Origin of the sequence: Flavonifractor porci (genome assembly GCF_037572415.1) — a bacterium.
In the GTDB taxonomy this organism is placed as follows: Bacteria; Bacillota; Clostridia; order Oscillospirales; family Oscillospiraceae; genus Flavonifractor; species Flavonifractor porci.
The window spans coordinates 1-18314 of the sequence record NZ_JBBHLB010000018.1 but is presented as its reverse complement, the minus strand read 5'-3'; the positions used below and the strand labels follow the sequence as shown (position 1 = coordinate 18314).

17 protein-coding genes and 1 riboswitch are annotated in these 18314 nt (G+C 62.6%); of the genes, 9 read left to right on the top strand and 8 right to left on the bottom strand.

The window, feature by feature from the left end:
- Positions 1-22 precede the first annotated feature (22 nt).
- The 9 genes from moaC (at position 23) to WHJ28_RS13585 (ending at position 5961) form a co-directional block, all read left to right on the top strand.
- Positions 23-502, top strand: a complete 480-nt coding sequence (moaC, locus tag WHJ28_RS13625; protein WP_340042609.1) for a cyclic pyranopterin monophosphate synthase MoaC — start codon at positions 23-25, stop codon at positions 500-502.
- Complete coding sequence (gene mobB, locus WHJ28_RS13620; protein WP_340042608.1) at positions 495-998, top strand: molybdopterin-guanine dinucleotide biosynthesis protein B; 504 nt, start codon at positions 495-497, stop codon at positions 996-998. Before moaC ends, mobB begins: the two co-directional genes overlap by 8 nt.
- Positions 991-1965 carry a GTP 3',8-cyclase MoaA gene (gene moaA, locus WHJ28_RS13615; RefSeq protein ID WP_340042607.1) on the top strand — a complete coding sequence of 325 codons (975 nt, stop codon included), beginning with the start codon at positions 991-993 and terminating at the stop codon, positions 1963-1965. Before mobB ends, moaA begins: the two co-directional genes overlap by 8 nt.
- Before the next feature lie 4 nt (positions 1966-1969).
- Positions 1970-2407: an MOSC domain-containing protein gene (locus tag WHJ28_RS13610; protein ID WP_340042606.1), complete on the top strand. Its 438-nt coding sequence runs from the start codon at positions 1970-1972 to the stop codon at positions 2405-2407.
- A gap of 2 nt (positions 2408-2409) precedes the next feature.
- Complete coding sequence (locus tag WHJ28_RS13605; protein ID WP_340042605.1) at positions 2410-2895, top strand: MogA/MoaB family molybdenum cofactor biosynthesis protein; 486 nt, start codon at positions 2410-2412, stop codon at positions 2893-2895.
- Between the two features lie 62 nt (positions 2896-2957).
- Positions 2958-3170 (top strand): TOBE domain-containing protein, encoded by a 213-nt coding sequence (locus WHJ28_RS13600; RefSeq protein WP_340042604.1) that lies wholly within the window; start codon positions 2958-2960, stop codon positions 3168-3170.
- Positions 3171-3172: 2 nt separating this feature from the next.
- Positions 3173-3288: riboswitch (molybdenum cofactor riboswitch) on the top strand.
- The gene (gene modA / locus WHJ28_RS13595; protein WP_340042603.1) at positions 3282-4145 is read left to right on the top strand and encodes a molybdate ABC transporter substrate-binding protein; all 864 of its coding nucleotides are present in this window, start codon (positions 3282-3284) and stop codon (positions 4143-4145) included. (Overlaps the previous riboswitch by 7 nt.)
- Before the next feature lie 62 nt (positions 4146-4207).
- On the top strand, positions 4208-4906 hold the full coding sequence (gene modB / locus WHJ28_RS13590; RefSeq protein ID WP_340042653.1) for a molybdate ABC transporter permease subunit: 699 nt from the start codon (positions 4208-4210) through the stop codon (positions 4904-4906).
- Entirely contained in the window at positions 4903-5961 is a 1059-nt protein-coding gene (locus tag WHJ28_RS13585; protein ID WP_340042602.1) for a sulfate/molybdate ABC transporter ATP-binding protein, read from the top strand. Before modB ends, WHJ28_RS13585 begins: the two co-directional genes overlap by 4 nt.
- A 40-nt stretch (positions 5962-6001) precedes the next feature.
- Here the strand turns inward: WHJ28_RS13585 and WHJ28_RS13580 are convergent, their stop codons facing one another.
- From WHJ28_RS13580 to WHJ28_RS13545, 8 genes are all read right to left on the bottom strand, one after another.
- Positions 6002-6631 (bottom strand): YigZ family protein, encoded by a 630-nt coding sequence (locus tag WHJ28_RS13580; RefSeq protein WP_340042601.1) that lies wholly within the window; start codon positions 6629-6631, stop codon positions 6002-6004.
- Complete coding sequence (locus tag WHJ28_RS13575; protein ID WP_340042600.1) at positions 6628-7161, bottom strand: GNAT family N-acetyltransferase; 534 nt, start codon at positions 7159-7161, stop codon at positions 6628-6630. The genes WHJ28_RS13580 and WHJ28_RS13575 overlap by 4 nt, the downstream gene beginning before the upstream one ends.
- A 154-nt stretch (positions 7162-7315) precedes the next feature.
- Entirely contained in the window at positions 7316-8608 is a 1293-nt protein-coding gene (gene hflX / locus WHJ28_RS13570) for a GTPase HflX (protein WP_340042599.1), read from the bottom strand.
- Positions 8609-8642: 34 nt separating this feature from the next.
- Entirely contained in the window at positions 8643-9146 is a 504-nt protein-coding gene (locus WHJ28_RS13565) for a flavin reductase family protein (protein WP_340042598.1), read from the bottom strand.
- A 157-nt stretch (positions 9147-9303) separates the two neighbouring features.
- The gene (gene rpmE, locus WHJ28_RS13560) at positions 9304-9507 is read right to left on the bottom strand and encodes a 50S ribosomal protein L31 (RefSeq protein ID WP_340042597.1); all 204 of its coding nucleotides are present in this window, start codon (positions 9505-9507) and stop codon (positions 9304-9306) included.
- A gap of 128 nt (positions 9508-9635) precedes the next feature.
- On the bottom strand, positions 9636-13193 hold the full coding sequence (gene addA / locus WHJ28_RS13555) for a helicase-exonuclease AddAB subunit AddA (RefSeq protein ID WP_340042596.1): 3558 nt from the start codon (positions 13191-13193) through the stop codon (positions 9636-9638).
- A gap of 44 nt (positions 13194-13237) precedes the next feature.
- Positions 13238-14674 carry an alanine/glycine:cation symporter family protein gene (locus tag WHJ28_RS13550; protein WP_340042595.1) on the bottom strand — a complete coding sequence of 479 codons (1437 nt, stop codon included), beginning with the start codon at positions 14672-14674 and terminating at the stop codon, positions 13238-13240.
- Positions 14675-14768: 94 nt separating this feature from the next.
- Complete coding sequence (locus WHJ28_RS13545) at positions 14769-18092, bottom strand: PD-(D/E)XK nuclease family protein (RefSeq protein WP_340042594.1); 3324 nt, start codon at positions 18090-18092, stop codon at positions 14769-14771.
- Positions 18093-18314 lie beyond the last annotated feature (222 nt).

The window sequence follows — 18314 nt, the reverse complement described above, 5'->3', positions numbered from 1 at the left end:
ATCGATTCTATAGGAGGTTATTATGGAACCTGCTTTCAATCATTTTGACGAGGCCGGTAATGCCATTATGGTAGATGTAACCGGCAAAGAACCCACCTATCGCACGGCGGTAGCCGAGGGTACCATCAAGGTCACCCCGCCCATTCTGGCGGCTATCACCGGCCGCACCGCCGCCAAGGGCGACGTGCTGGGTGTGGCCCGGGTGGCGGGTATCATGGCAGCCAAACGCACCTGGGAGCTGATCCCCCTGTGCCACCCCCTGCTGCTCAGCCATCTGTCGGTGGATTTTGAAATTCTGGAGGAGGCCTGCGCCGTGCGTGCCACCTGCACCGTCAAGCTCTCCGGCAAGACCGGAGTGGAAATGGAAGCCCTCACCGGCGTCTCTGTGGCCCTGCTTACCATCTACGATATGTGTAAGGCCATCGACAAGGGGATGGAGCTGGGCGACATCCACCTGGTCCACAAGGAGGGCGGCAAGTCGGGGGTGTATGACCGTGGCTAATCCCCTGGTGGTGGCGGTGTCCGGGGTAAAAAACTCCGGCAAAACCACCCTCATTGAAGCCATGCTCCCTCTGCTGGAGGAGTCGGGCCTCACCGTGGCAGTGGTCAAACACGACGGCCACTCCTTCGACGCAGACCCGCCCGGCACCGATACCGGCCGTTTTATGGCCGCTGGAGCGGCAGGCACCGCCATCTTTGACGGGGAAAAGTTTAAGATTGTGAAGAAGCAGCCCGTAACAGAGGACTTCCTCATCACGCAATTCCCTGAAGCAGATCTGATCCTGCTGGAGGGCTTCAAGCATACCGGCTGGCCCAAGCTGGAGGTCGTGCGTAAGGGCAATTCGGAAGAGCCGGTGTCCGACCCGGTTACCCTGCTGGCCCTGGTTACCGATCTGCCCCTGGGGGTACCCGGCGTGCCGGTTCTTCCCCTGGATCAGCCCGATGAGGCGGCCCGTTTTCTGCTCCGTCTGGTAAAGGAGGATGGCGGCCATGCTTGACCAATTTGGACGAAACATCCGCTATCTGCGGGTGTCGGTCACCGACCGGTGCAATCTGCGCTGCCGCTACTGTATGCCCGAGGAGGGCGTAGAGTGGGTGGACCACAGCGCCATCCTCTCCTATGAACAGATCATCCGTCTGGTGCGTCTGGCCGCCTCTCTGGGCGTGGAAAAGGTGCGCCTCACCGGCGGCGAGCCTCTGGTCCGCAAGGGCCTGGCCAGTCTGGTGAAAGAGTTGAAGGCCATCGACGGTATCCGCACCGTCAGCCTCACCACCAACGGGGTGCTGCTGGCCGACCAGTTGCCCGGCCTTTTGAAGGCTGGGCTGGACGGAGTCAATCTCAGTCTGGACACTCTGGACCGGGCCCAGTTTGCCTCTCTTACCCGTAGGGACGAGCTGCCCCGGGCCCTGGAGGGGCTGGAGGCCGCCCTGGCCGCGCCGGGCCTCACCGTTAAGGTCAACTGCGTCCCCTCCGGCGGCAATGACGCCCAGCTGGTCCCTCTGGCCGCCCTGGCCAAGGACCGGGACCTGAGCGTTCGCTTCATTGAGCTGATGCCCATTGGCCTGGGGGACACCCTCATCCGCCGCACCGAGGAGGAGGTGCTGCAGCAGCTGGAGGCCGCCTTCGGCCCCGCCCTTCCCTGCCCCTCTGATGCTCTGGGCGGTCCCAGCCGGAATGTGACCTTCCCCGGCTTCCAAGGCAAGGTGGGCTTCATCAGCGCGGTTTCCCACCAGTTCTGTCAAAGCTGCAACCGGGTGCGGCTCACCGCCACCGGTTTTCTTAAGACCTGTCTGCAATACGACCACGGGGTGGACCTGAAGGCCCTGCTGGACGCTGGAGCAGACGATGCCGCCCTTCTCCAGGCCATGATCGACGCCATCGGCCATAAACCCGCCAGCCATCACTTCGGCGGAGACAGGCAGGAGCGGGACGAAGGGCGCAATATGAATCAAATTGGAGGATAAGACCATGGGCAAAGTGATCGCTGTCTGTATCAGTGAACAGAAGGGCACCCAGAAGAAGAATGTGGGCTCCGCCCAGTTTGTGGAGGACTGGGGCATCCAGGGGGATGCCCATGCCGGCAAGTGGCACCGGCAGGTGTCCCTCCTGTCCCACGAGCAGGTAGAGGCCTTCCGGGCCAGAGGCGCCGTGGTGGACGACGGCGCTTTCGGGGAAAACCTGGTGGTGGAGGGCTACGACTTCAAAGCCCTGCCCATCGGCACCAAGTTCCAGTGCAACGATGTGGTACTGGAGCTGACTCAGGTGGGCAAACAGTGCCATGCCCACTGTGAGATCTACAAGGTCATGGGAGACTGCATCATGCCCCGGGAGGGCGTGTTTACCAAGGTGCTCCATGGGGGCACCATCTCGGTGGGCGATACTCTCACCATCATGGAGGAGGGCTGAGTATGCGGGTAGCCATCATCACCCTCAGCGACTCCGGCTATGCCGGACAGCGGGAGGACAAGAGCGGTCCCATGATCCAGGAAATGGTGGAGGCGGCAGGCTATGAGGTGGTCCACACCGCTCTGCTGCCCGACGGCATGGAGCCTCTGGGCAGCGAGTTAAAACAGCTGTGCGACAACGACCTGGCCGACCTGATCCTCACCACCGGCGGCACCGGCTTCTCCCCCACCGATCTCACACCAGAGGCCACCCTTTCAGTCACTGAGCGCCCCGCCCCCGGCATTGCTGAGGCCATGCGGTGGCAGTCCCTCCAGATCACTCCCCGGGCCATGCTGAGCCGGGCGGCGGCGGGCATCCGCAAACAGACGCTCATGGTCAACCTGCCCGGCAGCCCCAAGGCGGTGCGGGAGTGCCTGGAGTTTATTCTCCCCTCTCTGGCCCACGGTCTGGAGATTTTAAGGGGTACTGCCAATAACTGCGCCCGATAAACCCGGTTCCCACTCCGTTTTCCGGAGTCCGGAATAAGACCAAAGAAGAAAGGAGGACTACAATGAAACTCAGCGCGAGAAACCAGCTGAAAGGCACCGTGGTATCCATTCAGGAGGGGGCTGTCAACGGCATTGTCAAGATCGACATCGGCGGCGGCAATGTCATTACCTCCACCATCTCCATGGCATCCATTCAGGAACTTGGCCTGAAAGTAGGCGGCACTGCTTACGCCGTCATCAAAGCCACTTCCGTCATGGTGGCTGTGGAGGACTGATCCCTGTCCCATCACTTCGAGCCTGTATCGCCTAAAGCGGAAGCCATGGCGGCGGGCCGGGGTATATCTGGAAACGGATATGCCTACCGTATTTGTAAAGGAGTTTTCAACATGAAAAAAGTGCTTGCCCTTCTGCTGGCCTTGTCCATGAGCCTGGCTCTGGCCGCCTGCGGCGGCGGCAATCCTGGTGCTGCCCAGAGCCCCGCCCAAAACAGCAACACCCCCGCCCAGACCGAGGAGGTTGAAGTGGTGGTATTTGCCGCCGCCTCCATGGAGGCCACCCTCACCCAGATCGCCGACCTGTACAAAGAGGTGGCTCCCAACGTGAAGCTCACCTTTACCTTCGACTCCTCCGGCACCCTCAAGACCCAGATCGAGGAGGGCGCGGTGTGCGACCTGTTTATCTCCGCCGCCCAGAAGCAGATGAATCAGTTGGACAGCGCCGATACCACTGGCACCAACCAGGGTCTGGACTTCGTGCAGTCCGACACCCGCATCAACTTCGTGGAGAACAAGGTGGTACTGGCGGTGCCTGTCGACAACCCCAAGGACATCCAGTCCTTCTCCGATCTGGCCAGCGACAAGCTGTCCCTGCTCTGCCTGGGCAACGACGACGTGCCCGTGGGAGCCTACTCCCTCCAGATCCTGGACACTCTGGGCATCGACATCACCGCTCTGGAGGACGCCGGCAAGGTGACCTATGCCTCTAACGTGTCTGAGGTAGCCAATCAGGTAAAGGAGGGGGCCGTGGACTGCGGCATCATCTACGCCACCGACGCCTTTACCTATGAGCTGACCGTGGTGGATCAGGCCACCGCCGAGATGTGTGATCAGGTCATCTATCCCGCTGCCGTCATGAAGTGCGGCGGCAGCGAGGCCAGCCAGGCCGCCGCACAGGCCTTCCTGGACTATCTGCACACCGACGCCGACGCCATCGCCGTGCTGGAGGGCGTGGGCTTCACCGTGATCCAGTAAGCATGAGGGCCTGCCGCCACGGCGGCAGGCCCATTTTCTAATCTTAAGGCAGGTGATTGGTTCTGGATCTCTATCCCCTTTTGAATTCCCTGCGCATTGCCGCCATTTCCACTGTGCTCATCTTCTTCCTGGGCATTCTGGCGGCCTACTATGTGGCCAAGCTGCCCCGGCTGGTAAAGGGCGTGCTGGACGTGGTGCTCACCCTCCCCCTGGTCCTCCCCCCCACCGTGGTAGGCTATTTCCTGCTGCGGCTGCTGGGGCCCAAGCGGGCCGTTGGGCTGTGGTTTCTGGAGGTCTTTGACCTGCGACTGACCATGGTGTGGTACTCGGCCATCTTTGCCTCGGCGGTGGTGGCCTTTCCCCTGATGTACCGCACGGCACGAGGCGCCTTCGAATCCTTTGACGTCACTCTGGCCCACGCCGCCCGTACCCTGGGCAAATCCAACGCCTGGATCTTCTGGCGGGTCATGATGCCCTACTGCAAGCAGGGCATCATCGCAGGCACCGTGCTGGCCTTCGCCCGGGCCCTGGGTGAATACGGTGCCACCGCCATGATCGCCGGGTACACCCCCGGCAAGACGGCTACCATCTCCACCACGGTGTACCAGCTGTGGCGCACCGGCGACGATGCCGGGGCCATGCGGTGGGTGCTTATCAACCTGGCCATCTCCGCCGTGGTGCTGCTGTGTGTCAATATGCTGGAGAAAAAAGACCGCCGGCCCCGCCGCCGGGCCGTTCCTGTCTCCGGGGAGGTGGAATGATGCGGTTACAGGTGGATATCCACAAGGATTTTGGCAAGTTCCAGCTGGATTGCGCCTTTGAGACGGAGAGCAGCCAGGTCACCGGCCTGCTGGGTGCCTCCGGCTGCGGCAAGAGCCTTACCCTCAAGTGCATTGCCGGCATTGAGAAGCCCGACCGGGGCCGCATTGTACTGGACGACAGGGTACTCTTCGACTCGGAGCGCCGCATTGACCTGCCCCCCCAGAAGCGGCGGGTAGGCTACCTCTTCCAGAATTACGCCCTCTTCCCCAACATGACAGTGGCGCAGAACATCGCCGTGGGCGTGCAGGACAAAGCCGCCCGGAAGGAAACGGTAAGCCGTCTGATCTCCTCTTTCTACCTGGAGGGGCAGGAGCGCAAATATCCCCGGCAGTTGTCCGGTGGCCAGCAGCAGCGGGTGGCCCTGGCCCGCATCCTGGCCAGCCAGCCGGAGGTGCTGCTGCTGGACGAGCCCTTCTCCGCTCTGGACAGCTATCTGAAGTGGCAGGTGGAACTGGAACTGGCTGACATTCTCTCTGCCTTCTCCGGGCCTGTGCTCTTTGTCACCCATAACCGGGATGAGGTGCAGCACCTCTGTCAGCAGGTATGTGTGCTGGATCATGGCCGCTCCCAGGCCATGATGCCGGTACATGAACTCTTTGAGGCTCCCCGGACCTTGTCGGCCTGCCTGCTGTCCGGCTGCAAGAACGTGTCCCGTGCCAAGGCCACAGCGGACGGCAAGGCAGAGGCTCTGGACTGGGGAATCATCCTGGACCCGGGCCAGCCGCTGCCGGAGGGGCTGACCCACATCGGCGTCCGGGCCCACTACATCAGGCCCGTGGAGGGGCCCGGCCCTAACCGGCTGCCCTGCCGGGTGGAGCAGGTGGTGGAGAACGTATTTTCCACAGTGGTTATGCTGTCCACCCCCGGCGGCAGCCAGGGCTTTTCCCGGCTGCGTATCGAGCTGGAGAAGGACCGCTGGGCCGCTCTGGCCATCCATAATCCCCTGTGGCTGGAACTGCCCTCCAAAGATCTCCTGCTGCTGACCAGTAATTAGAAAGCGTCCCCACGGCGTTGCCGTGGGGACGCTTTTGCTTTTATTTGATGGGCACTGCCCGGAAGGCTTCTCCCAAGGTCACGGGAGCCACTCCTCCGGCAGTCAGCTCGGTAAGTCGGGCGGCGAAGGCCTCGGTGTTCTCCTCCGGCAGCAGCACATGGACGGTGACGTCGGCGGCGTACTCGATTTCTCCCACCACGCCCCCCTGGGCCTCGGCCTCCTGACGCACCCGCTCGAAAAAGGAGTAGGGACAACTCACCGCAAGTTCCACCCACCGGCGCACCACCGAGATCCCGGCGGCGTCCAGGGCGTCCTTGGCGCTTTGAGTATAGGCCCGCACCAGGCCCCCCGCACCCAGCAGCACCCCGCCGAAGTAGCGGGTCACCACACAGCATACATTGGTGACCTCCTCCCGCTGGAACACGTTGAGCATGGGCTGTCCGGCGGTACCCTGAGGCTCTCCGTCGTCGGAGTAGCGCTCCACGCCCCCCTCCTTGATACGGTAGCACCAGCAGTTGTGGCGGGCGTCGTAATACTTCTTCTTCATGGCCTCGATGTACTCACGGGCCTCCTCCTCGCTCTCCACCGGCCAGACATGGCCGATGAACCGGGAGCGCTTCTCCACAAATTCGGTCTCCGAGGGGGCGGTGGGAATGTAGTATTCGGTCATCTGGCCTCCCACTCCCTTCTGGTGATGGCAAAGTAGTGGGCCAGGCGGGTCTCATTGAGCTGCTCTACCGGCTCCACCCGGGACAGGCGGTAGGTCATGCCGCACTTCTGCATCACCCGCTTGGATTTGCGGTTGCCATCGTAGTAGGCGGCCCAGATGGCGGTATAGCCCAGATCCGCAAAGGAATGGCGGAGGATGGCCTCCACCGCCTCAGGGATCAGCCCCTGGCCCCAGCAGTCCCGGGCCAGGGAGTAGCCCACCTCCTCGCTGGGGGTACCCAGCTCAGTGCGGTGCTTTCCCACAAACCCGGCGGAGCCGATGAGCCGCCCGTCGGACTTCCGGATCACCGCCAGGGTGTCAGAGGGCAGGAAGATCTCGCGGATTACCCGTAAGCTCTCCGCCTCGTCGGCGTGGGGCTTCCACCCCGCCCAGGGGCCCACCTCCGGGTGGCTGGCATAGGCATACAAACCGGCCGCGTCCTCCTCGGTAAAGGGTCGCAGCAGCAGGCGCTCGGTTTCCAGTGGCTGCATAGCGGTTCCTCCTCATATTGAAAACATTTAAAACCCCTCGGAGAGCGGAGGGGGTATCGCGCCGTTTACGGCGCGTATCTAGGGGGAACTGGTTCCCCCTGGAAGGCGCGGTTTGAAGCGAAGCGACGCATTTTCCGCAGAAAATGCCCGCGCCCTAGTCTTCCCAAAACTCCTTGGGGGGTGTCCAGCCGGACACAATATAGTCCTTCAGTCGGCCCAGCTGGATGGGGGTACACACGGCCTCCACCTCGATGGACTCGCCGTAGTCTACCCGCTCCACCTTGGCCTCCCGGTGGAGCAGGTCCACAATGCCGCCCTTATCGTAGGGGATGTGGAGCACCACCCGGTGGGCACCGGTGTCCAGCCGGTCGCCGATCTTGCCGAGAAGCTCGTCCAGCCCCTGTCCGGTTTTGGCGGAGATGGACACGATGTCCTCCCCGTGGGGCAGAATCTCGCTGGGGCAGCGGTCGATCTTGTTGAACACGTCGATGCGGGGGGTCTGCTCCGCCCCCAGCTCACAGATCAGCTTCTCCACCACCTCGGCCTGCTCCCGCCACTCCGGGTTGGAGGTGTCGATGACGTGGAGCAGCAGGTCGGCATAGGACAGCTCCTCCAGGGTGGCCTTAAAGGCCTCCACCAGATGGTGGGGCAGCTTGCGGATGAAGCCTACCGTGTCGCTGAGGAGCACCGTACAGGTGTCGGAGATCTCCAGGGTGCGGGTGGTGGTGTCCAGGGTATCAAAAAGCCGGTTGTTGGCGGGGATGTCCGCCCCAGTCAGCTTGTTGAGCAGGGTGGACTTGCCTGCGTTGGTGTAGCCCACGATGGCCACCACCGGCACCTCGTTCTTTTCCCGCCGGGCCCGCTGGGTGGAGCGCACCCGCCGTACCTGATCCAGCTCGTCCCGCAGCTTCTGGATCTTTCGGCGGATGTGCCGCCGGTCGGTCTCCAGCTGGGTCTCGCCGGGGCCGCGGGTGCCGATGGCGCCCTCCTGCCGCTCCAGATGGGTCCACATACCCAGCAGACGGGGCAGCAGATACTGATACTGGGCCAGCTCCACCTGGAGGCGGCCCTCCTTGGTGCGGGCCCGCTGGGCGAAGATATCCAGAATGAGGGCCGCCCGGTCCAGCACCTGCACCTTCAGGTCCTCGGACAGGGCACGCTGCTGGGAGGGAGACAGGGGGTTGTCCACGATAACCATGTCCGCCCCCATGGCGTCCACCAGCTCTTTTACCTCCGCCACCTTGCCCTCGCCGATGAAGGTACGGGGATCGGGGGTATCCTTATTCTGAAACACGGTGCCCACGCACTCGCCGCCCGCTGTCTCCAGCAGGTCGGCCAGTTCCTCCATGGAGGAATCGTCGGCATTTTCCGCCTCGGACAGGCAGTGGGCGTTGAGGCCCACCAGCACTGCCCGGTTGATGGCTTTTTTCTCTTGGTTTTCTGTCATGTGTCCTCCGATGGGCGCAGGGTGCGCCCCTACATTATACTTTCCTTAAAACCTCCAGGATCTCACCAATGAAGATGCGGTGATAATCCTTCTCAGGGTACCACTTGCTATCAATTTCCCCGTCCAGGAAGTGGGTGGGGTCCATGTCCTGCCAGTAGGCCTTCTTGCACACCAGCACCAGGTCGGCCTCCTCAAAGTAGGGAGCGCCCTCCGCGGCGGCAACCGTGAAGCCGCACTCCTTCACCTTATCCATATCCCGGCCGCTCTTGGAGCCGCACAGGGCCAGGGCCTTCCGGTACGCCTCACCAAAGAAGCACAGGGTGAAGGTGTTCTCCCGCTCCACAAATTCCAGGGTGTACCGCTGGGGCCGGATGTATACGGTGGCCACCGGCTTGCCCCACAGCACCCCCAGGCCGCCCCAGCTGGCGGTCATGGTGTTGCACTGTTCCTTGGTGCCGGCGGTAATGAGCATCCACTGATCCCCGATCAGGGAAAAGACGTTCTGATCCAACGCCTTGGGGTCAATTTTTTCAAACATGGCGCGCACCTCCTGTTGTCTTTACTCTATATTATATGTATCTCTCTCCAAAAAAGAAAGGTGCTGTTCCTGCCGGGGACGGATATTCGCCAGCAAGGGCAGCAATAACGAAAAAGGGCCCGTACCGAAACCGGTACGGGCCCCCTTGCATACGAACTTACTTGTCCAGGCCGAACTTCTTGTTGAAGCGGCTGACACGTCCGCCAGTATCCACCATCTTCTGCTTGCCAGTAAAGAAGGGGTGACACTTGGAGCAAACTTCCACGCGGATGTCCTTCTTGGTAGAGCCGGTCTCGATCACATTACCGCAGGCACACTTGATGGTGGTCTGCTCGTAGCTGGGATGGATGCCTTCCTTCATTGTTGTGTTCACCTCTTTCTCGTTCCGGATGAAGCGGCGCAGCAAACCTCCACGCCTTATAAACGCTAGAATATGATAGCACAAAGACTGGTGGATTGCAACCGTTTTTTTCAGAAATTTTCAAATTGCTACAGATCCACACTCTGGTTCAGCGAGAAGAACCACAACACCCTACGAATCACCTGTTTGCCGGTGATCTCCTCCAGGGCCCGGCTGTAGGCCTCCAGCTGAGGGCGGTAGTGCTCCGCCCGCTCCGCCACGGAGCGCTTGGTCACCCGATCGGTCTTGAAGTCCACCACCGTGATGCCCTCCAGAGTCTCATAGTAGCAGTCCACCACGCCCTGGAAGAGCACCCGCTCCCCCTCCCCCGCCTGGGGATAGTAGCGGTTGGCAGGCTCCAGAATGGAGAACTTGAACTCCCGCCGCAGGGAAACGGAGGAGAGCATCTGCTGCCCCAAGTCCGACTGGAAGAAGGCGGCGATGGGGGCCGGGTCCACGACCTCCCCCTGCTGGGGGGTGATGTACTGTCCCTCCACCAGCCGGGCGATCTCGGCCTGCACCCCTTCCACCGTCTCAGCCTGCTCAAAGTCGATGTACTGGAGCACCTGATGGAGAGCGGTGCCCTGCTGGGCGGCGGTGAGGCCCAGCTCCTCGGCGGCAAACCGGGGACGACCGAAGCTGAGGGGCCTGGAGGGCCGTGGGGCCTCCTCCGCCGCCTCCTCATCTAATGCCCGCCCTTTCAGTTGGGTGGCGGTGAGCTTGGAGGGGATGGCCACCTCCTCCCCGTGGGGATAGATCCAGCGCAGCCGGTCGGTCAGCTCCTCCCCGTCTTCTTCCTCTTCCGGCCCCCGCTTCGGGGCTGTCCAGCGGCGGGGCGGCGTCTGAGCCAAAGGCGTTCCATCTACAAACCGAATGTCCCATGCCGGGCCGAAGGAGGTATCCAAGAACGCCACGTCCTGTCCCGCTGCCCGGCGGAGGGCTCCCGCCTCGGGGCGGCACAGGGCATGGAGCAGCACCCATTGGCCCACACTCTGACAGGCCAGCAGCACCTGGGGGTCCACCGGATCACCTGCGTCCCCTGCCAGCTTCTCCAGATCCTTTCCTCCGCCGGTGAGAGCCACCGACAGGATCAGTTTCTCTTTGGCACGGGTCATGGCCACATATAAAAGCCGCAGCTCCTCCGCCATCATCTCCCGCTCCAGCTGACGGGCCACCGCCATCCGGGCCAGGATGGGGTATTCAATGCCCCGCTCCACGTCTAGACCCTTGGGGCCCACCCCCAGCTTGGGGTGGAACAGGATGGGGCGGCTCATGTCCTCCCGGTTGAGCCGCCGGGCCAGACCGCACAGCAGCACCACCGGAAACTCCAGGCCCTTGGACTTGTGGATACTCATAATACGCACTCCGCCGCCGATGCGGCCGGGGGCGGGAGGCATCAGGGTGTTTCCGTTCTCTCGCAGCCGGGTCAGGTAGGTGAGGAACCGGAACAGGCCCTTGTGGCCTGCCCCCTCAAACTGCCGGGCCAGCTCTGCCAGGGCCAGCAGGTTGCCCTGCCGGGTCTCTCCCTCCCCCATGGCGCCGAAGATGCCCAGCAGATTGGTGCGGTCATAGATGTGCCACAGCAGCTGATGGCTGCTCATGTCCCCTGACCCAAACCGCAGGTCGTCCAGCTCAGCCAGGAAGGCACGACTGTCCTCCCCGTCGGCGGCAACCAGGGCAGCGTAAAAGTCGGTATCCGGGCTGGCTGAGCGGATCTGGGCCAGCCGGTCGGCAGAGAAGCCGTACACCGGGGAGCGCAGTACCGAGATGAGAGGCACATCCTGCCGGGGATTGTCCACGATCTGGAGCAGGGACAGGGCAACCGAGATCTCGGTGGAGCCGAAGAAGTCTCCGCCTCCCTCGGCCTCCCATAGGATGTCCCGCTCTCCCAGAGCCCGGGCATAGTGGCGCAGCACTGTGTTGGGAGAGCGGAGCAGAATCACGATATCGGAGGGACGCACCGGCCGGGTGCCCCCCTCCCCATCGGAGACAGGGAAGTTTTGGTCCAGCAGGTCCCGGATGCGGCGGGCGGCAAACCGGGCCTCCAACAGGTCCCGGCTTACCTTCTCCGCTCCCTCTTCTCCATCAATATCCCCGTCCAGAGCGTCCAGCTCCACGCAGTAGGTGGAGTCCGGCTGGAAAGGAGCGCCGGGGTAGAGGGCCTGATCGTCAGAATACTCCATTTCCCCGAAGGGCACCGACATGACGGCCCGGAACAGGTCGTTGCACCCCTCCAGCACCTCAGGTCGGGAACGGAAGTTGCGTGACAGGATGACCCGCCGCTCCTCCCCCTCCCCTGCCTCGGTGTAGGGCTTGAAAGACCGATATTTGCCCAGGAAGATGGTGGGGTCGGCCAGCCGGAAGCGGTAGATGGACTGCTTCACATCGCCCACCATAAACAGATTGGTGCCGTCTTTGGACAGGGCGGAGAAAATGGCGTTCTGTACCTCGTTGGTATCCTGGTACTCGTCCACCATGATCTCATCGTACCGGGTGCTCCACTGGCGGGCCAGCTCGGTGGGCTTGCCGTCCTCGCCCACCAGCAGGCGTACCGCCATATGTTCCAGGTCGGAGAAGTCCACCAGCCCACGCCGGGCCTTCTCGGCGGCATAGGCCGTCTCAAAGTCCCGCACCAGGGCAAACAACCCCCGCATGGCGGGGTACACCGTCCGCAGGTCGGCCAGCAGGTCGTCCCCACTGTCGGCAAACCAATCCTCCAGCTTCTCCAGCCGCTTTTTGCAGGCGGTACGGATGGCCTTCACCCGCTCCACAGCGGCGGGGTCGTCCACCATCTTCTTCCGGCCCACCGTGGGGAAGGGAATGGGCAGCAGGGCCCGAGCAGCATCCCAGCCCTGGCTGGCCGCCTCCTCAAACTGCTGTAAGGCCTGGGCGGTCTGAGCCACACTGTCCCCATAGTTGGCCAGCAGGTTGGCGTCCCGCTCGCACAGGTCCCGTGCCTCCTCCATCCGCCGTCGCCAATAAGCGGCCTGCCCGGCGGCGTCGGTCAGCAGCAGCTTTCCCCAAGGTGTCTGGACAGGATCGGTCACCCCCTTCAGAGCAAAGGTACGCTCCTGCTCCTGCAACCAGACTGTTGGATTGGGGTGGGCCTGGACCCGGCCCCGGATATCCAGCACGATCTGGACAAGGCGCTGGTCGTCCCGCCCGGCGGACATGGTGTCCACCAACTGGGCAAAGTCTGCCTCCATGGACTCATAGCGCCTGTCCAGCGCATCGTTGAGGGCGCGGAGCATGAGGATGCCCGCCTCCCCCTCGTCGCACAGCCGGAAATCCGGGTCCAGATCCAGCAGGTGGCCGCACTCCCGCAGCAGCTGGGCGCAGAAGGCGTGGATGGTGGAGATACCCGCCTTGTACACCAGGGTGGCCTGGCGGCGCAGGTGGCCGTCGGTGGGCCGCAGGGCCAGCCGGTCGGACAGCTCCTCCACAATGCGGCTCCGCAGCTCGGCGGCGGCGGCTTTGGTGTAGGTGATGACCAGGAAGCGGTCCACGTCGGCCCCCTCTTCCACCCTGGCCAGCAGACGCTCCACCAGCACCCGGGTCTTACCGGAGCCCGCCGCGGCGGAGACCAGAAGGCCGCCCCCCCGGTTGTCTACCGCCGCCTGTTGTTCTTCTGTCAGAGAAAAGGCCATCTGGTTCCCTCCTTTCCATCGGATCTGGTTTCATTTACAGAATATCAGTTCTCCCACTTGCGGGCATGGGCCTCGTCCCAGATCTCGGGATCACCGATGCCCACCTCCTCGTAGCGGTACACCGGGTTCTTACCCGCCTTCTTCTGGTTCACATAATCTTTCAGCACCTTCAGAGCCTTACCGCCCAGCAGCAGGATGGCCACCAGATTCACCAGAGCCATCAGGCCCATGAGCACATCGGCCAGATCCCACACCATGGAGAAATTCATCTGGGCGCCGATGAAAATGGCCGCCACGCAGGTGAGCCGGAAAATCAGCAGGCCGGTCTTGGAGTCTCGGATGAATTTGAAGTTAGATTCGGTGTAGTAGTAGTTGCCCACCAGGGAGCTGAAGGCAAAGAGGAAAATAGAAACGGTGATGAAGATGGGGCCGAAGGAACCCACCTGGGCGTGGACCGCCGCCTGGACAAAGTTCATGCCCTCGCTGTAGGCGTCGATGGGCACCCCGGACAGCAGTAGCATAAAGGCGGTGGTGGAGCAGATGACAATGGTGTCGATGAACACGGACAGCATCTGCACCAGGCCCTGCTTCACCGGGTGGGACACGTCGGCGGCGGCAGCGGCGTTGGGGGCGGAGCCCATACCGGCCTCGTTGGAGTAGAGGCCCCGCTTGATGCCCTGCATGATGCAGGAGGCGCCGATACCGGCAAACATGGCCTTGGGATCGAAGGCCTGGGAGAAGATCAGGGAGATCATGTGGGGCACCTGACCGATGTTCTTAATGGTGATGAACAGGCCCAGGGCAATATAGATGGCGGCCATCACAGGCACGATGCCGGAGGTGATGGCGCTGATCCGCTTCACGCCGCCGAAGATGCACACACCGGTGAGAATGGCCAGCACCGCGCCCACCACCATGGGCCAGATGCTGTTGGAATAGTCGGGCAGATAATACTGGAGGGCGGAGCCGGCGTTATAGGCCTGGAGGGCATTGAAGCCGTAGGCAAAGCAGGCGATGAGCAGCACGGCGAACACCACGCCGAAGAACCGGCTTCCCAGGGCCTTCTGGATATAGTAGGCCGGGCCGCCTACCCAGTTCTCCCCGTGCTTCTCCTTGTAGCACTGGGCCAGAGTGCTCTCAATAAAGGCAGAGGCCGCACCGATGAGGGCCAGCAGCCACATCCAGAACACCGCGCCGTAGCCGCCGATGAGGGTTGCGGCAATGATGGCATTGGCCACACCGGCGATGTTGCCGGTGCCCACTCGGGAGGCGGTGGAGATCATCAGAGCCTGGAAGGAGGAGATGTCCTTGCCGTCCTTCTTCTTCTCCCCCAGCACCCGGATGGCCTCGGGGAACAGGCGGAACTGGACGGCTCTGGTCCGGATGGTGAAGTAGAGCCCCGCGAAGATCAGCAAGGCAATAAGGATATAGGTGTAAAGGAAGTTGCTGGTATTGCTCAAAAAGCTTCCAAAAAACGCCATACAGTTATAATTCCTTTCTTTTGATCCTTAACAGGATTTTATCTTTGTCCGCTTGGATTAAACAGCTGGTTTCCCGGGAAATGCTTGGGGGCGCTCAGTCTTTCTCCTGCTCCACAGCCGCCCAGAAGTCCTCGCCCTTGACGGTGGGCAGCCACCGCTTTTTATCGTTCCCTCTGCCCTCCTCAAAGTGGCAGGCGGCGGCGTAGTCGCACCACTGGCAGGCGTTGTGCTCCGGGCCCCGCCAGAAGGGGTCGGCGTTGATGTTGCCCGCCGCCAGCTCCTGGCCGATCTCCCGCAGGATGTGGTCGGTATGCCGGGCCAGCTTGCCCAGCCGCTGGGCGGACACCAGAGCCTCACCGGTGATCTGTCCATTCTTGTTCACCCGAACAGGCAGGAAACGGATGGGCCCCTCCTCCGGGTCCTCCATGGCGGTGAGCACAGCGGGATCGTCCAGCACCACGCCCTTACGCCGCAGCTCAGCGTCCACCTTCTTTTGCCGTGCCTCATCGCTCATGGCCCGGCTACCCGCCACCACTGCGTCTCTGGCGGGCAGATATAGAACGCCAGCCCCTGTCACATCTTGACTGTAAAGTTCTTTTCCCTCACGTTCTAGCGTGAAAAGATAGAGCAGCATCTGAAGGCCCATTCCATGCCAGATGTCTGTCAAGTCAAATGACTTGCGTCCCGTCTTGTAGTCTACGATGCGCAGGTAGAGCCGCCCGTCATGGACCCAACCATCCACCCGGTCCACAAAGCCGGAGATGCTGACGGTGATCCCGTCCACGTTCAGCTCCACCGGAGGCAGATCCTTGCCGCTGCCGAAGCCCAATTCAAAGGAGATGGGCTGGAATTGGGAGGCACGCAGCTCCTGGGCCACGTTGTCCACCACGGCGTAAACCGACTTACGGAGGCGGCGGAAGAGGTACTGGAATCGGGGGCTCTCCCCCTCCAGTCCCCCCAGCTCTTCCTGCACATATTGCTCCACCACCTGATCGGTAATAGCACGCAGTTCCTCGGGCGGCACCTCCTTCACGCCCCCCCGCTCCTGGCAGGCTTTGAGGACGTGTTCCAGCACGAAGTGGATGAAGGTGCCGTATTCCGGGGCCTGGAACCCAGCAGCCCGCCGGGGTTCCGCCTTCAGGCCGTACTGCATGAAGTAGGAGAAGTGGCAGGCCTTGTATTTGTCCATCCGGGAGGCCGACATGGGCACCCGCCACCCATAGAGCGCGTCAACCGCCGGGCGGGACAGCCGCCCCCGCTCACGGCGTGCGGCAGAGGCCATACGTTCCACCAGGGGGGCGTATTCCGGCAGAGCAGTGAGGGCTGCCGCCGCCTGTGGAAACCGACCCGCCAGCTCCAGGGCGGGACGCGGGGCCGCCAGACGGAAGGAACCATCCAGTCTCCCCTCCTCCACCCGGCGTAGGTTGGGCAGCAACGCCCTCAGCCGGGATACCAGGAAGGCGGGGCGGTGCTCCTCCCCCTGAGTTCCCGCAGCGGACCAGCTGACATAAAACTTCTCCCGGGGCAGGGCGCAGGTCTCATAGACGATGGTCATCTCCCGGTACAGCTTGTCCCCCGTCCGGGGGGCGGGTTCCAAACCATAGGAGGCCAACAGGCTGCGGTCGTCGTCGCTGAGCAGGCCGGGCGAGGGGGACACCGCCGGGATGGCTCCGTCGTCCGCCCCCAGCAGGAACACTGCACGGTAGCTTTTGTGGGCCAGCCGGGGCATTTCCCCGGCGTTCACCCGGTCCAGAGACACGGGGATAGCGCCCACATCATACTGGGAGAGCACCAGGGTAAAGAGCCGGGCAAACTCCTCCAGTTCCATGGGGGTGTCGCCCAAAATCTGAGCGCACTGCTCCAGGCCGCCGCACAGGATGTCCCACAGCTGGGCATACTCCTCCGCCAGGGCGGCCTGATCCCGCTCTTGCAGTTCCTGGGTCCGCTGGGCAAGACATTCGGGTACCCCCATGGCCTCCAGCAGGCGGTACAGGGCCATGGCCTGGCCCTTCCCTGTCCTGTCCGGCTGCTTCCGCAGCTCCTCCAGAGGAGCGGTCACCTGCCGCCGCAGGCCGTTGAGCCGCTCCAGCAGGGCGGTGTCCTCCTCGGTGAATTTGCGGCCGTAGCCCTTGGGATGGTTGGTCCAGTCCTTTTTGCCGGTCCATGCACTGCCCTCCAGGCTCCAGGTCAGAGCGTAGTTCTCCAGCAGGTCCACGTCCTCCTGACTCAGACCGGTAAGGCCGGTCTTGAGGCAGCGGAAGAGATCGTCGTACCGGTAGCCCCCGGATACGGTATCCAGGGCCGCGGTAATGAAGGTTAAGATGGGTTTTTCCAGAATGTCGCTCATGCGGCTGAGAAATACCGGCACCCCGTAGCGGGTAAATACCGTTTCGATGGTAGGGCCATACCCTTCCATGCTGCGGGCACACACCGCGATATCCCGAAAGCGATAGCCCTCCTCCCGCACCAGACGCAGGATCTCCGCCGCCGTCCACTCTACCTCGGAATAGGGGGTATTGGCGGTAAAGAGGGTCACTTCTTTCCCGCCCTCCTCCAGAGGGGCGGGCCGGGGCGCAAACAGCTGCCCTTCCAGGTGGGCCAGGGCGGCTGTCCGGCCGGTTTTATCCCCCGTCAGCACCTTCACCTGAGCGGGCACGCCCCGGTCCTTGGCCAGCCGCAGCAACTGCCGGGCGGTACGCCGGGCAGGGGAAAAGATGCCGGTGCCCCCTTCGTCCTCCTCCAGCTGATCGCAGGTCAGAGCCACCGTCACCGATGCTCCCTTGTCCAGCAAGGCGGAAAGCACCTGCCGCTCCTGGGGGGTAAAGTCGGTAAAGGCATCCACATAGAAGTCCTGGCCTGCCGCCCAGTTGGTCCGGGCCAAAAGCTCGGCCAGCCGGGTCAGCTTGTCCCGTGGGTCGGCCCACCGCTGGGCGGTCATGGCCTCATAGGCGCCAAAGATGAGGGAGAGGTCGGTAAGCTTGTCCCCCTCCCCGCCTCCGGTGTCGCTGCCTGCCTCCCACAGCTGTTCGGGGCTGATGCAGCAGCTTTTCAGCTCGTCCACTGTGGCCAAAAGGCTGCTGAGGAAGGCGGGCTTGCGGGAGGGCCGCTGGTACACTTTGAGCTGATCGGACACCGACTTGAGGGCGGTATACAGCAGCAGCAGCCGGCCTCCCTGATCCAGAGCAGGCGCCGCCAGACCGCCGTGGGCAGAGAACACCCGGTTAGCAAGCCGGGTGAAGGAGAGCACCTCGGCGTGGAGGGAGATGGCGTTACCGCCAATGGCGCACAGCTGCCGCTCCATGTCATGGGAGTGCTGCTCAGGCACAATGAGGACCTGGGGCCGCGAGGCTCGTCCAATGGCTGTGAGCATGGCATGAGTCTTACCGGCGCCCGACCGGCCCAGCAGCAGCTTGAGCATAGTACTCCCTCCTTTTTGATCAGTGGTGAGATTATAGCATATTTACCGCTTCCGCACAATGCGCCGGACACAAAAGGGGACTGCCGCAAAGGCGGCAGTCCCCTTTTTGTATAAAGAAAACCACTCGCTAGGCGAGTGGTAGCAAAAAGCCTATGGCGATGAAAGTGATAAAAAAACTCCCTTTGCTATAATAAAAGTGCGGTCTGCCAACTGCACAAAGAA